Raw genomic sequence first — 13,308 nt, 5'->3', positions numbered from 1 at the left:
GCAACTAGTGGAATGGGGTGGCGAGGTGATCGAGTTTCACCTGGACTCACGGTCCGGGGTCGCGCCGTACATGCAGCTCATCCGACAGGTACGGCACGCGCTCCGGCTCGGAGTTCTCAACGAGGGCGACAAGCTGCCCACAGTGAAGGAGGTGGTCGCCCGGGTCGCTATCAACCCGAACACCGTGTCCAAGGCGTACCGCGAGTTGGAGTACGAGGGCCTGGTCACCGCCCGGCCCGGGCTGGGCACGTTCGTCACCCGCACGCTGGTCGGTGACTCGCTGAGCAAGCACGAGCCGCTGCGGCAGGGCCTGGCCCGCTGGCTGACCGAGGCACGGGAGGCGGGCCTGGACGACGAGAGCATCGAGGCGCTCTTCCTCAGCAGCTTTCGGACATTTTCGGAGGCCCGAGGATGACTAGCGCCCTGATCACGGACGGTCTGACCAAGCGGTACGGTCGGCGCTCCGCACTGAAGGACTGCACTCTGGACATTCCGGCCGGCCACGTCGTGGGCCTGGTCGGGCCGAACGGCGCCGGCAAGTCCACGCTGCTGCAACTGGCCTGTGGGCTGCTCGATCCGACCGCGGGGCGGATCGAGGTCCTCGGCGCACTGCCGGTCAGCGGGTCGCCGCGGGTCGGGTTCGTCGCGCAGGACACCCCGGTCTACGCCGGCCTGACCGTCGCGGACCACCTGCGGATGGGCGCGCACCTCAACCCGTCCTGGGACGCTGCGCTCGCCGAGCGGCGCATCGCCCAGGTCGGCCTGGACCCGGCACAGAAGGCAGGCAAGCTCTCCGGCGGCCAGCGCGCCCAACTGGCCCTGACCGTGGCAGCGGCGAAGCGTCCCAATCTCCTGCTGCTCGACGAGCCGGTGGCGGCACTCGACCCGCTCGCCCGACGCAACTTCCTGCAGGGGCTGATGGAGCTGGCTGCCGAGCAGGGCATGAGCATCGTGATGTCCTCGCACCTGGTCGCCGACCTGGAACGGGTCTGCGACCACCTGATCGTGCTGGTCGCCTCCCGGGTACGGGTGGCCGGCGACGTGGACGACCTGCTCGCCACCCACCACCGTCTGGTCGGGCGGCGGCGCGACACCACCGAGCTGGGCGTCGGGCGAGCCTTGGTCGAGCAGAGTCACACCGAGGTGCAGTCGACACTTGTGGTGCGCAGCACCGCGCCGATCGTCGACCCGTCCTGGCAGGTCGACCGGCTGGACCTGGAGGACATCGTGCTGGCGTACATGAGCGGTGCCACCAGCGACGGTACGGGTCGGGTTCTGGAGGGGCAGCGATGATCTGGATGACCTGGCGGCAGTTCCGCACCCCGGCCCTGGCCACCGGCACCCTGTTGCTTGCGCTGCTGGGCGCTCTGGCGCTGACCTGGTCGGAGGTCACCGAGCTGGCCACGCAGACCGGATACACCGGCTGCCAGGGCGATGCCTGTCGTGCCGCCGCCGAGACGTTCCTCCAGGCGCTGCAACCGGGATGGGCGAGTGAGGTCCACATCGCCGCCATCGGCTCCCTCTATCTACTGCCTGCCCTGGTGGGCATCTTCTGGGGCGCGCCGTTGGTGGCTCGGGAGTTGGAGTCTGGCACGTACCGCATGGTTTTCAGCCAATCCGTCAGCCGCGGGCGTTGGCTGCTGGTCAAGCTCGCGGTCGGGGGCGGCGCCGCCGCGCTCGGTGCCGGCCTGCTCAGCCTGGTGCTGACCGAGTGGGCGCAGCCGATCGACGGGGCCTCGGCGGACCGGATGAACCCGCTGGTGTTCGCGGCCCGGGGCATCGTGCCGATTGGCTACGCGACGCTGGCCTTCGTGGTGGGTGTCGCCACCGGGCTGCTGCTGCGGCGGACCCTCGCCGCGATGGCGGTGACCCTGCTGGTGGTGGTCAGCCTCCAGATCGCCGCGCCGTTCGTGGTGCGCCCCTGGCTGGCCCAGCCGGTCACCACGGTCAGCCCCCTGGCGTTCGACGGTGACTTCGGGATCTCGATGAGCCCCGACACCGGGCGGATGACGGTCCACGTCGAGCCCGACCGCAGGGGTGACTGGGTCGTGTCGAGCACCACGATCACCTCGACCGGAGCGGAGTTCACCGGTCCGGCCGACATGACCCAGTGCGGGCCGAGGGCGCCCGGTGGGCGCGATGCGTGCCAGAGGTGGCTGGGGGAGCAGAACCTCAGCCTGAAGGTGAGCTACGTGCCCGGCTCGAAGTTCTGGGGCCTGCAATGGCGGGAGTTCGGCGTGCTGATCGCGTTGACCGTCGTGCTGTCCCTGTTCTCCTTCTGGTGGGTCCGCCGCCGACTGGTCTGACGGCAGAGCCGGTGGGGGGCAGGCCGAGCGCCTGGCCCCCACCGGTCTGGTTGTCCCAGCGGGAAGTGTCAGAAGCTGCTGACCAGCTTCACGAACGCCTCGTCGACCTTGGTGGGGTCGGTGGCGTCGTAGGCCTTGCCCGACGATGCCTTGGCGATCCGGTCCAGGGTGGCGAAGTCCGAATCCCGGTCGAAGGCGATGCAGAACACCTTCACCGGACGCCGCGGGTCCAGGGCGACCTCGGCGAGCAACCGGGCCAGGTCGTTGTCCTTGCTGTACTCGTTCTTGCCGTCGGTCAGCACGACGATCGCGTTGATCCGCTGCGGGTCGTACCGTTCGAGCAGCTCTCGGTGTGCGGCCCGGACCGTCGCGTAGAGCGCGGTATCGCCAGCGACCTGCAGGCCGGCGATCTTGCTGTTGAGCCGCTTCTGATCGAACTCGCCGAGAGGGACCTCTTGCCGATAAGGGCTCTTCGGCTGCTGCTTGGTCTCCGAGGAGAACGACCAGAGCCCCACCCGGTCTTCGCTGTTGAGCAGTGCGAGACCCTTGCCCGCCGCCGCCGCGGCGACCTCGAATCGGGAACGGGTGCCGACCTTCGCCAGCATGGACCCCGAGGTGTCCAGGGCGATCAGGATGTTGGCCTTCTTGCGGAGCGTGCGCCAACCGTCCAACATCGCGCCGACCACCTCCGGGGCCGGCGGCTCGAAGTAGTTCAGCCCGCCGCTGGGCTCGGCGCCGACGCTGGCGAGCAACTCCGCCGAGGCGCGCCGCTCATGGTCCCGGAAGCCGAGGCGGGCGAAGCTCTCCTGCTGGGCGTCCTCGGTCAGGAACTTCTGGAAGTCGGCCGCTGCCGCGCGCTGGCGCTCGTCGGCGGAGGGCAGCACCACGAAGGGGTGGTCCAGGTTGAACGTGCCCTCCTTGGGATGGACCGCGACCAGCGGGACGTTCGGCCTGCGGCCCCGCTCCTGCCCTTCCTGCCGAGGGCTCAGCGCACCCGTGTTGTAGAGGTCCACCAGCTCCTCCTGCAGGACGATGGCACTCATGTCGTCAGTGCTGCCCGCGCCGCCGGCCAGGTCCGCCTCGGCGAGGCTGCGCAGCAGGTCCACCGAGTCGTCGCTGTAGTGCGACACGTTGGCCTCGATCCGGCGGACGAACTGGGTGACCGCCGGGTCGGCCAGGTCGGACCGTGTCAGGTCGCTGGCCCGTTGCACCGCCGCGTAGTAGGTGGCGATGGTCGCCGCCAGCCCGGAGGTGGACAGGTTCGGGTTGTCCTTGCCGAAGGTGAAGCGACCCCACTCCGGCTTGCCGAAGTCCGCCCACCCGTCCCGCCCGGACAGGCCCAGGATCTCTCCCCAGCCCAACGATCCGCGCTTGCGTACCAGTTCGGCCTTGGGCTGCGGCATCGCGATCACCAGCGGGCTGTTGGCGATCGACGGGTAGCGGTCCGGAGTTTGTAGCTCCCGCCCGGCGGCTTCGTCGAGCAGCCGGAGCTGGCCGGTCCACAGGCTCGACGTCGGCAGCCAGACCTGTGGTTGCGGCAGACCGGTGTGGGTCCAGCCGGAAGCCAGCGCCTCGGTGGCCTTGCCCGAGTTCAACGCGCTGACGTGCACCTGGGCGCAGCCACCGCCCTTGATCGACCGATCGCTGCTGTTGTAGCGCTCGGCCAGGTCGACCAGCAGAGCCGCCTTCTCCGTCGAGGAGTTGACCTGGAGGATGATGGCGCAGTCGTTGCCCGCCTCGCGCTGTCGGACGAACACGAACGCCCCGGCGATGACCACCAGCCCGGCGGTGACGGCGGCGGTGTACGGCAACCACTGCCGCGTGCGCGTAGCGGGTGGGGCCATCGGGACGTCCTCCTCGGCGGGCGACTGGTGGCAGTCAACCTATCGATGCGGCGCCAGTCGGCGACCCCGACCCCGGCGCGCCGGTCACCCGCGGCCGGGCCGTCTCCCGAGGGCCGTCGCGACCAGCAGCCGAACCAGGTAGACCACGACGAAGGCGACCGCACCGACCGTGGCAGCCGGGCCAACGGCGCTCGACGCGACGTAGCCGGCGGCGGCGCCAACCGAACCGAGGAAGAGCGCTGTCGAAATGCCCCAGGCGTCAAGGGCCTCACGACGCAGCCGCCGCAACGCGCCGCCGCCTTCAGCACCAACGCCCGGTTCCGTCGCCGGCAGGTCCGCCGGCTGCGTAGGCACCGTTAGGTGCGCCGGCTGGATCGGTTGGGCCTGGGTCGGCACCGTCGGCCGGGCCGGCACCTGCGGCTGCGTCGCGCCCGGTTGCGGTGCCGTCGGCGTGAGCTGGGGGAGCGGTTGGTCGGGAGTCGGCGCGCCCGCCGTCTCGTTGCCGACCTCGAGCAGGCTCTCCCGACGTAGCGGCTCGGTGACCCTGCCGTCCTGCCGAAGCAGCCGCACCAACACCCGCTCGGCAGCCGGCCGGTCCGCCGGATCCTTGGCCAGGCACTCCCGGATCAGCTCGTCCAGAACGGGAGGCATCGCCGGCAGGTCGGGCGACTCGTTCAGCACCCGGTGCATCACGGCGAACAGCGAGTCGTTGCCGAATGGCGGCCGACCACCGGCGGCGAAGGCGATAGTGGCCGCCCAGGCGAAGACGTCGCAGGGTGGACCGATCGGGTCGTTGCGGAACCGCTCCGGCGCCATGTACGCGGTGGTCCCCATGACCCGGCTCGACGCCGTCTCCGTGTTGCCCAACGCCCGGGCGATACCGAAGTCGATCACCCGAGGACCGTCCTCGCCCAGCACCACGTTGTCCGGCTTCAGATCGCAGTGCACCACCCCGGCACTGTGGATCGCCGCGAGCGCCGTGACGGTGCCGACCGCGAGCCGGTGCAGGGCGTTACCCGTCACCGGACCACGCTCGCGGACGTGCCGGTGCAGGGTCAGGCCCTCGATGAACTCACTGACCACGTACGGCCGCTCGCCGTCCACCTCCGCGAAGAGCACCTGCGCGGTGCAGAACGGGGCGACCCGGCGGGCGGCGGCGATCTCCTTGACGAACTGCGACCGCGCCCGTGGATCACTCAGATCGACGTTCACCATCTTGACCGCGACCCGGTCACCGGCGTCGTCCTCGCCGAGATAGACGACCCCCTGCCCACCCGCGCCCAACCGCCCGACCAGGCGATACGGGCCGGCGGTGACCGGGTCGTGCGTCCACAGTTTCGCCAACCCTGGCACCGGCGGGCCGGCCAGCTCTGACATCCCGACTCCATCAGTGTCGTGCCCGGCCACCGGCGGCGCAGGACACGGCCATCGTGCCATGTCGGCCGCCGACGACCGAGAACGGCGCGATTGCCGTCGGTTATCGCAGTACATCCGAATCAGCTGCCACAGCGGCTTGATCCGGTGGTGGTTGGCGGCGGATGACCAGCAGGGCGATGTCGTCGTTAGGGTGCTCCTCCGCGCTGGTGGCCATGATGTGGTCGCACAACGCCTCGGCTGGCCCCGACTGCACGGCGTCGGCGAGGCGCTCGATGCCAGTGTCGATCAGTTCGCTGCGACGTTCGACCAGTCCGTCGGTGTAGAAGACGAGCGCCGCGCCCGGCGGTAGGTCCAGAACGGTGGTGCGGCGACTGGTGGATGGTCGGCCCACCCCGAGTGGCCGGTCCACCGTCAGGTTGACGAGCGCGGTGGGATGGCCGGGGACGGCCAGCAGCGGTGGCAGATGGCCCGCGGAGGAGAGATGCACCCTCGTCCGGTCGGGTGTGATCAGGGCGTAGACGGCGGTGGTGAGAGTGCCCGCTTCGAAGTGGTGGATCTTGCGGTCGAGGGAGGTCAGCGCCGCGGCGGGATCGTCGGAATCGAGGGCGTAGGCGCGTAGCGCGCTGCGGATGCGTCCCATGACAACGGCGGATGGCAGCCCGTGGCCGGAGACATCACCGATGACGGCGCCCAGCCAGCCCGAGGGCAACGTGAACACGTCGTACCAGTCGCCGCCGATGCCCAGGTGATGGCCGGGCACGTACCGGGCGGCCAGGTCCAGGCCGGGAATGTCGGGTAGCCGGCCAGGTAGCAGGCTGTGTTGCAGGGCCAGCGCTGCCTGCCGGTCGAGGACCTGTGCTCGGGCCTGACCTGCGAGGCTGGCACGATCGGCGACGAGCTGCAACAGCTTCACGTCTTCGGAGCCGAACCGCCGCAGGGCCAGGGAGCCGACGTGCAGCACGCCGACGAGGTTGCCGTTGGCGAGCATGGGCACACCCAGCAGGGCACGTATGCCAGTGGCGAGCAGGATCGGATTGACCACGTCGTCGGGCGTGACGTCATGGATCGTGACCGGCGCGCGTGTCGCCGCCACCCGCCCGGCGAAGCCGCGTCCGACCCGGATGCGGAATCCGCGGCGTACCTCCTCCTCCAGGCCCTTGGCCGCGGTCGCGACGAGCTCGCCAGTGTGGTCGTCGAGCAGGAGGATGGTGGCGGTATCGACCTTGAGCAGATCCCGGACCCGTTCGAGGAGCTCGTCGAGCAGGTCGGCGACGTTCAGCCCTGAGAGGGCAGCATCGGTGATCGCCTCGATACGACGCAGCCGTTCCTCGTTCGTCACCACCTCGGCATCGGCCACCCAGGCAGCCTAGACGCCGGCACGCCGCCGATGGCACGTCAGGAGCGAGATCAACAGTGTTGTGCCTTCGATGTGGGGTATCTTCCCAGGCTCCATGTCCGACAGGGAGGGGAGTTGATGGTGAACCCGCCGCTCGACCACCATGCCCCCACCGCTCGGGAGCCCCTGCTCTCGACGTCGTTCACCCTCGCCGACCTCAACCGCGTCCGACACGAGGTCGAGGCCGTCAGTCGCCGGTGCGGCCTCGACCACGACGAGATCGAGAACTGGGTCATCGCGGTCAACGAACTGATGATCAACGTGATTCGGCACGGGGGCGGCGAAGGTGACCTACGCCTGCTCCTGAACGGTCAGCTCACCTGTGAAGTCACTGACCAGGGACGGGGCTTCCACGCCCCTCGCTACGTTCCGTGCGCCGAGCGACCGCCGCTGTCCGACACCGGAGGAATGGGCCTCTGGGTGGTCGGGAACATGGCCGACTACCTCCTCGTCGACAGCGGACCCGCAGGCACCACCATCCGCATCGCGGCACGCACCCGCAGTACTCTCGGATAACTGTTGCACGGTCCAATCTGGAGCATGAGCGGGTGTACCGTCGCCGCATGACGGTGCTCCAGGAGTTTGTCGCCGCTCTCTCCAGCGGCCGGATCCAGGTTGTCGACCTCACCGCTCCGCTCTCGGACCAGACCCCGATCCTGGGCCTGCCCGAGCAGTTCGGCCAGACCTGGCCGTTTCAGCTCAGCGAGATCAGCCGGTACGACGACAGCGGTCCGGCCTGGTACTGGAACAACTTCTCCACCGGCGAACACACCGGCACCCATTTCGACGCTCCGGTGCACTGGGTCACCGGTCAACAGGGCGCCGACGTGTCGCAGGTCCCGGTGAGCCAGCTGATCGCCCCGGCAGTGGTGATCGACCACGCCTCCGACGCCGCCGCCGACCCTGACTTCCTGCTAGAGGTCGAGCACGTCAAGGCATGGGAGGCGGAACATGGCACCCTGCCCACCGGTGGCTGGCTGCTCTACCGCACCGGCTGGGACACGTACGGCGACGACCCGGAACGGTACGCCAACGCGGGGCGTACCCCGGGCATCTCCGTGGAGTGCGCCCGCTGGCTGGCCGAGGATTCACCGATCCAGGGCGTCGGGGTGGAGACGGTCGGGACCGACGCCGGCGCCGCCCACTCGTTCGACCCGCCGTTCCCGTGCCACTCGTACCTGCTCGGCCAGGACAAGTACGGCCTGACCCAGCTCCGTAACCTGGGGCAGTTGCCGGCGACCGGCGCGGTGGTGATCGCCGGGCCACTGCCGATCGTCTCCGGCTCCGGCAGCCCGTGTCGGGTCCTCGCTCTCGTCGAACGGTAGGCCGGGCCACCGATGCGGGTAGCCGAGGTGGTCGGGCGGGTCCTGTACGGACACGGCGCACGGCACGTCTTCGGGGTGGTCGGCAGTGGCAACTTCCATGTCACGAACGCGCTCGTCGCGGCCGGTGCCCGGTTCGTGGCGGCGGCCCACGAGGGCGGCGCGGCCAGCATGGCCGACGGGTACGCCCGCACCGCCGGGACGGTCGGACTGCTCTCGGTGCACCAGGGCCCAGGCGTCACCAACGCGCTGACCGGCCTCACCGAGGCCGCGAAGAGCCGTACCCCGATGGTGGTCCTGGCCCCGGAGGCGACAGCGCCGCTGTCGAACTTCTTCATCGACCTGCCGGCGCTCGCCGCCGCGGTCGGGGCTGACTTCCACCGGGTACGCGTAACGCACGCGGCCGAGGACACGGGCCGGGCGTACCGGGCCGCCGCCCGGGGCGCGACAGTGGTGCTGGGTCTCCCGTTGGAGGTGCAGCAAGCCGTGACCGAACCGTGGTCCGGCCCGGTCCCTACGGTCGCGCCGACCCCGGCCACCGCCCCGCAGGTCGAGCCGTTGCTGGCCGCGCTCCACGCCGCCCGCCGACCGGTCTTCATCGCCGGTCGGGGCGCTCGGTCGGCCCGGGAACCGCTGACCCGGCTCGCCGACGCGTGCGGCGCGCTGCTCGCGGTCTCGGCCGCCGCGAAGGGACTGTTCGCCGGCAACCCGTGGAACCTCGACGTGGCCGGTGGCTTCGCCACCCCGCTCACCGCCGAGCTGATCGGCACGGCGGACCTGGTCGTGGCGTGGGGCAGCACGCTGAACATGTGGACCACCCGGCACGGCGAACTGATCCCGCCCTCCGCCGTCGTCGTCCAGGTGGACCACGACCCGGCCGCGTTCGGGGTGAACCGTCCGGTCGACCTGACGGTGGCCGGTGAGGTGTCGACGGTCGCCGAGGCGCTGCTCGCGCGGCTGAGCGTCGGCTCCACCGGGCCCGCGGGCGCCGGAACCGGCGGGTGGCGTACGCCGGAGCTGGCACAGCGGATCCGCGACCACGGCCGGTGGCGGTCGGTTCCATACCAGGATGAGGGCGGCGGTGCCTCGGCGACGATCGACCCGAGGACGCTCTCGACCGCCCTGGACGACCTGCTGCCGGCCGACCGGACGGTGGTGGTCGACTCGGGCAACTTCATGGGCTACCCGTCGATGTGGCTCGACGTACCGGACGTGGCTGGATTCTGTTTCACCCAGGCGTTCCAGTCGGTCGGGCTCGGTCTGGCCAGTGCGCTCGGCGCGGCGGTCGCCCGGCCGGACCGGCTCACCGTCGCCGCGGTCGGCGACGGTGGCTTCGTCATGTCCGCGACCGAGCTGGTCACCGCCGTCCGGCTGGCGTTACCCCTGCTCGTGGTGATCTACGACGACGCGGCGTACGGGGCCGAGGTGCACCACTTCGGCCCGGACGGGCACCCGTTGGAGGCTGTCACCTTCCCCGAGACCGACCTGGCCGCGATCGCCAGTGGCTACGGCTGCGATGGGTTGACCGTCCGGACCGTCGACGATCTCGAACCGGTACGCCACTGGCTCGCCGGTCCCCGTACCCGGCCGTTGGTGATCGACGCCAAGGTCAGCGCCGCGCGCGGCTCCTGGTGGTTGGAGGAGGCGTTCCGTGGCCACTGAGCCACCACCGCCGTGCCCAAGGTCCCCAGCGCTCCCGGGCGTCAGCCGGGTCGGTGACAGGGCGTCATAGCTGACGTACGTTGACGCGGTGGCCACTCTCTGGACCCTGGGATGCGATGCCGACGATCCCCAGCGGATCGCTGCCTTCTGGGCGTTGGCCCTCGGCTATGTCAAGGAGCCCGGTTTCGACGAACCCGACAACGCGTCCATCGTCGACCCGGACGGCAGGGGTCCTGCCATCAGCTTCCTCAAGGTCCCCGAGGGAAAGTCCGCCAAGAACCGCATGCACATCGACATCCGGGTGGCCGGTCCAGGCTCCGGGGACCTGGCCGAGCGCGCCCGGTTGATCCGGCAGAAGGTGCCCGATCTGGTTGCCGCCGGCGCGACTGTGGTCCGCGAGGAGTGGTACGGCGATGTCCTCGGCCACGTCGTCATGCTCGACCCCGAGGGCAACGAGTTCTGCGTCGCGTGATGCATGATCACGGCCCCGGTAGCCCTGCGGCCGGCTGATCGGGCAGCTCCGGCGGGACCGTTTGCTGGGGGAGCCGGAGGGTAGTGGGAATTCATGACGACGCCTGAGCAGAGCCAGCAGGAGAGGGCCCTCGAGACCGGGGCGGTGTATCAGGACGCCGAGGGGCGCCGGACGACGGATCCCGGCTCCGGGGCCGCGCACGCCGACAGCGAGGCCGACCGCAACGCGGAACACCTGAGGCGGGGAGAGGTCGGGCCGCGCGTCCCGGAGGAGTAGCGGGCGGGGGTGTGTGGGAAACATCTGGGGGTAGCGGTAGGGGCGAGGCAAAACCCCCAAGGAGGACGAGATGACCGATCCCAGGTACGTACCAATCGGTGTGGCCGACGCCGGGCGGCTGATCGACGACGACGGCGCGGATGCCGGTCCTGTCGGGGAGATCGTCGGCGCCGACGACGCGAAGGCGGACGCCGCCCGGACCGGTGCCGAGGTGGACCTGTCGCACGCGACCCGCGACGGCGACGGCACCCCGACCGGCGCGACGGACACCGAGGCCGAGCGGTAAGCCCGCGGCCCGTGCCCGGCCCTGGTCAGCGCCGAGGCTTTCCGGCTGCCCGGTCCACCAGTGTCTGAGCCACGTCGCGGAGCTTGCGGTTGGAGTCCTGCGAGGCCTTCGCCAGGATGTTGAACGCTTCGGTGGCGCTGCACCGGCGCTCAGCCATGATGATGCCCTTCGCCTGCTCGATGACCGCGCGGCTGGCCATCGCGTCCTGCATCTGGCGGGCGAGGTTCGCGGTGCTCTCGTAGAGTTGGGCGTTGGCCAGGGCGACGGCGGCGTACGCGGCGAAGGTCTCCAGCGCGGCGACCGTGTCGTCGTCGAAGGCGTGCGGGATGCGGGCGTAGACGTTGAGCGCGCCGACGACCGCCTCCTGGATCGGCATGCCGACCGAGACGGAACTGCCGACTCCCGCCTTACGGCCGCGTTCGGCCCAGTCGGGCCAGCGATCCTCGGCGGTGAGTTCGGGCACGGAGAGGATGTCGCCGGCGGTGGCGGCGGCCAGACACGGACCGCTTCCCTGGGCGTACTGCCGCTCGTCCATGTCGAGAGCCAGTTCGTCGGTGAACGCCGCGGTGTACCCGGTCCCACCGCGAACCAGCGTGACCGACACCTCGACCGGCACGGGCAGCACCCGTTTGGCCAGCTCCGCGACTCGCTGCAGAACGTCGTCGAGGCTGGGTCTCAGCGAGCTTGATGCGGCCGAGTTCGGCGAAAGCCTCGGCGGGGTCCGTCGGCGAGTGGGTCATGGCACCGAGTCCTGATGGCCGGTACGCCCGCGGGAAGTCGAAGATCGAGGTGGCCTGGGCGCGGGGATGGCAGCCCGCGTGACGCGGACCGCTGCACGGACCCCCTACCGAGCGGAGCCGGGACCAACGCCGGTTGCTCGACGCCGATTCGTCACATCCGATACGCGGACGTGGACTACAGGCCCGCCAGGATACCCGGATTGTCAGTCGGCGACGACGAGCGGCTGGGGCGCGGCAGCCTTCATCCGGGTAGGCAGCCACTTGAGCTGGATCGCGGTTTCTCCCTCGCGGCGCCGTACGACCGCGAGCAGTTCTGTATCGCGGGCTCACTCCACGCGTCGGCGATCCGGTCCACCACGATGTCCTCCTTCCGGTGACGACGCGGGCGCCGCCCACAGCGGCATCGGCCGGCCCGACACCCGTCCGTACAGCCAGTCGACGACCGTGACCAGCACCACCGCGCCGGCCACGACGAGCAACTCGGTAGGGGTACGGAGCAGGCCCAGGCTCACGATCAGTGTCGTCGCACCCGCCGGGGCGTGCGACGCCTTCAGCAACACCAGCACCGATGCAGTCACCGCCAGTGACCCGGCCACCGCCACGATCCTCAACCCGGTCACCCCCTCCTGGAGCGCCGAGGGTTCGTCGGCAAGCCCGCAGGCCACCAGGAACAGGTATCCGGCCAGCAGGGCCACCCCGTGCCCGATGAACGTGTTGCGCGGCGAGGACTCGGGCGACGCCGGCTTCTCCACGTGCAACATCACCGCCGGACCCAGACTGGGAAACAGCCACGGCTGATGCGTGACGAGTGCGACCAGCCCGGCGAGCACCACCGCCAGCGCGCCGCCCGCGAAGGCGTGCGCGGAGCGCACCGCTCGGCCCATCACGTTCCCCCTGTCGCTCGTGCCGCTCCGCGTCTGATTGGGGACGTCCGCCCTTCAGCATGTGCCCTACCCCGGGCCGGCGGACCGAACCGGATAGGCAACACCTCTTCGAGACTCGCCACCGCTCACGAATGGTGTCAACGGCGAACGCCGTGGGTAGGGTGGTTCGCGGGTCAAGACATGCGCCCAGGTCCGCCGCCCGCGTCTCATCGCCGCGGGAGGGTCCGACTCACCGATGCACCAGATCGGGAGGCGTCATGTCGATCCTCGAACAACCCACCCGCCAGCACGCTCAACCGACTCGGCGCCTCGCTCAGCCCGCCAAGCCGATCATGACGCTCGACCTGCGCAACGACCGGCATGCGCCAATGATCACCGTTTCCGGCGAGGTCGACATGAGCACCGCTCATCTCATCAGTGAGTTGGCCGAACACGTGATCACCCGGCGACCCGCACGTTTGGCGCTCGATCTCTCCGGGGTGACCTTCTTCAGCGCTCACGGCATCAGCGCCCTGCTGCGAACCCAGCACGCGGCCGAGACCGCCGAGGTCACGTTGACCCTGCATGCCACCGCTCCGTGCGTCACCTACCTGCTGGCAGTGACCGGCACCGGGATAGACCTGGACATGCCGGCGACCAACGCGAGTCGATGATCCCGCCGGCTGGTGGATCTTTGACCGCGCACGTGTCGGTCTCCGCCATCCCGCCTTACGGCGACGCGCCGCCCGGGACAGGACCCGGGC

Annotated in this window: 13 protein-coding genes and 1 pseudogene; 9 read left to right on the top strand and 5 right to left on the bottom strand. The window is 70.3% G+C overall.

Annotation, left to right across the window (positions count from 1 at the left end):
• Window positions 1-25: 25 nt before the first annotated feature.
• From AB0C20_RS01770 to AB0C20_RS01760, 3 genes are read left to right on the top strand one after another with little or no spacing between them, the layout of a single operon-like run.
• On the top strand, window positions 26-415 hold the full coding sequence (locus tag AB0C20_RS01770; RefSeq protein WP_357177462.1) for a GntR family transcriptional regulator: 390 nt from the start codon (window positions 26-28) through the stop codon (window positions 413-415).
• A complete protein-coding gene (locus tag AB0C20_RS01765) occupies window positions 412-1,293 on the top strand; it encodes an ABC transporter ATP-binding protein (RefSeq protein ID WP_357177460.1) in 882 nt (293 codons plus the stop codon). Before AB0C20_RS01770 ends, AB0C20_RS01765 begins: the two co-directional genes overlap by 4 nt.
• Window positions 1,290-2,306 (top strand): hypothetical protein, encoded by a 1,017-nt coding sequence (locus tag AB0C20_RS01760; RefSeq protein WP_357177458.1) that lies wholly within the window; start codon window positions 1,290-1,292, stop codon window positions 2,304-2,306. The genes AB0C20_RS01765 and AB0C20_RS01760 overlap by 4 nt, the downstream gene beginning before the upstream one ends.
• A 68-nt stretch (window positions 2,307-2,374) precedes the next feature.
• Here the strand turns inward: AB0C20_RS01760 and AB0C20_RS01755 are convergent, their stop codons facing one another.
• The 3 genes from AB0C20_RS01755 to AB0C20_RS01745 form a co-directional block, all read right to left on the bottom strand.
• Complete coding sequence (locus AB0C20_RS01755; RefSeq protein ID WP_357177456.1) at window positions 2,375-4,150, bottom strand: substrate-binding and VWA domain-containing protein; 1,776 nt, start codon at window positions 4,148-4,150, stop codon at window positions 2,375-2,377.
• Between the two features lie 84 nt (window positions 4,151-4,234).
• Window positions 4,235-5,527, bottom strand: coding sequence for a protein kinase (locus AB0C20_RS01750; protein ID WP_357177454.1), 1,293 nt, complete (start codon window positions 5,525-5,527; stop codon window positions 4,235-4,237).
• A 100-nt stretch (window positions 5,528-5,627) separates the two neighbouring features.
• Window positions 5,628-6,884: a GAF domain-containing SpoIIE family protein phosphatase gene (locus AB0C20_RS01745; protein ID WP_357566998.1), complete on the bottom strand. Its 1,257-nt coding sequence runs from the start codon at window positions 6,882-6,884 to the stop codon at window positions 5,628-5,630.
• Between the two features lie 117 nt (window positions 6,885-7,001).
• On the opposite strand from AB0C20_RS01745, the gene AB0C20_RS01740 reads away from it, so the two are divergent.
• The 5 genes from AB0C20_RS01740 (at window position 7,002) to AB0C20_RS01720 (ending at window position 10,941) form a co-directional block, all read left to right on the top strand.
• The gene (locus AB0C20_RS01740; RefSeq protein WP_357566997.1) at window positions 7,002-7,439 is read left to right on the top strand and encodes an ATP-binding protein; all 438 of its coding nucleotides are present in this window, start codon (window positions 7,002-7,004) and stop codon (window positions 7,437-7,439) included.
• Window positions 7,440-7,486: 47 nt separating this feature from the next.
• Window positions 7,487-8,248, top strand: a complete 762-nt coding sequence (locus AB0C20_RS01735) for a cyclase family protein (RefSeq protein ID WP_357177448.1) — start codon at window positions 7,487-7,489, stop codon at window positions 8,246-8,248.
• A gap of 12 nt (window positions 8,249-8,260) precedes the next feature.
• Window positions 8,261-9,907, top strand: coding sequence for a thiamine pyrophosphate-binding protein (locus AB0C20_RS01730; RefSeq protein WP_357566996.1), 1,647 nt, complete (start codon window positions 8,261-8,263; stop codon window positions 9,905-9,907).
• 88 nt (window positions 9,908-9,995) lie between these two features.
• Window positions 9,996-10,379 (top strand): VOC family protein, encoded by a 384-nt coding sequence (locus tag AB0C20_RS01725; RefSeq protein ID WP_357177444.1) that lies wholly within the window; start codon window positions 9,996-9,998, stop codon window positions 10,377-10,379.
• 346 nt (window positions 10,380-10,725) lie between these two features.
• Complete coding sequence (locus AB0C20_RS01720; RefSeq protein WP_357566995.1) at window positions 10,726-10,941, top strand: hypothetical protein; 216 nt, start codon at window positions 10,726-10,728, stop codon at window positions 10,939-10,941.
• 25 nt (window positions 10,942-10,966) lie between these two features.
• On the opposite strand, the pseudogene AB0C20_RS01715 reads toward AB0C20_RS01720, so the two are convergent.
• Window positions 10,967-11,681, bottom strand: a pseudogene (locus AB0C20_RS01715) (GAF and ANTAR domain-containing protein).
• Between the two features lie 326 nt (window positions 11,682-12,007).
• A complete protein-coding gene (locus tag AB0C20_RS01710) occupies window positions 12,008-12,565 on the bottom strand; it encodes an HPP family protein (RefSeq protein WP_357177438.1) in 558 nt (185 codons plus the stop codon).
• A 257-nt stretch (window positions 12,566-12,822) separates the two neighbouring features.
• Here AB0C20_RS01710 and AB0C20_RS01705 point away from each other — a divergent pair, with 257 nt between their 5' ends.
• On the top strand, window positions 12,823-13,218 hold the full coding sequence (locus tag AB0C20_RS01705) for an STAS domain-containing protein (protein ID WP_357566994.1): 396 nt from the start codon (window positions 12,823-12,825) through the stop codon (window positions 13,216-13,218).
• The last annotated feature ends 90 nt before the right edge of the window (window positions 13,219-13,308 follow it).

This window comes from Micromonospora sp. NPDC048843 (assembly GCF_040649965.1).
Classification (GTDB): domain Bacteria; phylum Actinomycetota; class Actinomycetes; order Mycobacteriales; family Micromonosporaceae; genus Micromonospora; species Micromonospora hortensis.
This window is presented reverse-complemented; position numbering and strand designations above follow the sequence as displayed.

Coding starts and splice junctions, on each gene's coding strand:
- AB0C20_RS01765 (WP_357177460.1), top strand. CDS start 412: ATGACTAGCGCCCTGATCACGGACGGTCTGACCAAGCGGTACGGTCGG.
- AB0C20_RS01760 (WP_357177458.1), top strand. CDS start 1,290: ATGATCTGGATGACCTGGCGGCAGTTCCGCACCCCGGCCCTGGCCACC.
- AB0C20_RS01755 (WP_357177456.1), bottom strand. CDS start 4,150: ATGGCCCCACCCGCTACGCGCACGCGGCAGTGGTTGCCGTACACCGCC.
- AB0C20_RS01750 (WP_357177454.1), bottom strand. CDS start 5,527: ATGTCAGAGCTGGCCGGCCCGCCGGTGCCAGGGTTGGCGAAACTGTGG.
- AB0C20_RS01740 (WP_357566997.1), top strand. CDS start 7,002: ATGGTGAACCCGCCGCTCGACCACCATGCCCCCACCGCTCGGGAGCCC.
- AB0C20_RS01735 (WP_357177448.1), top strand. CDS start 7,487: ATGACGGTGCTCCAGGAGTTTGTCGCCGCTCTCTCCAGCGGCCGGATC.
- AB0C20_RS01730 (WP_357566996.1), top strand. CDS start 8,261: ATGCGGGTAGCCGAGGTGGTCGGGCGGGTCCTGTACGGACACGGCGCA.
- AB0C20_RS01720 (WP_357566995.1), top strand. CDS start 10,726: ATGACCGATCCCAGGTACGTACCAATCGGTGTGGCCGACGCCGGGCGG.
- AB0C20_RS01710 (WP_357177438.1), bottom strand. CDS start 12,565: ATGGGCCGAGCGGTGCGCTCCGCGCACGCCTTCGCGGGCGGCGCGCTG.
- AB0C20_RS01705 (WP_357566994.1), top strand. CDS start 12,823: ATGTCGATCCTCGAACAACCCACCCGCCAGCACGCTCAACCGACTCGG.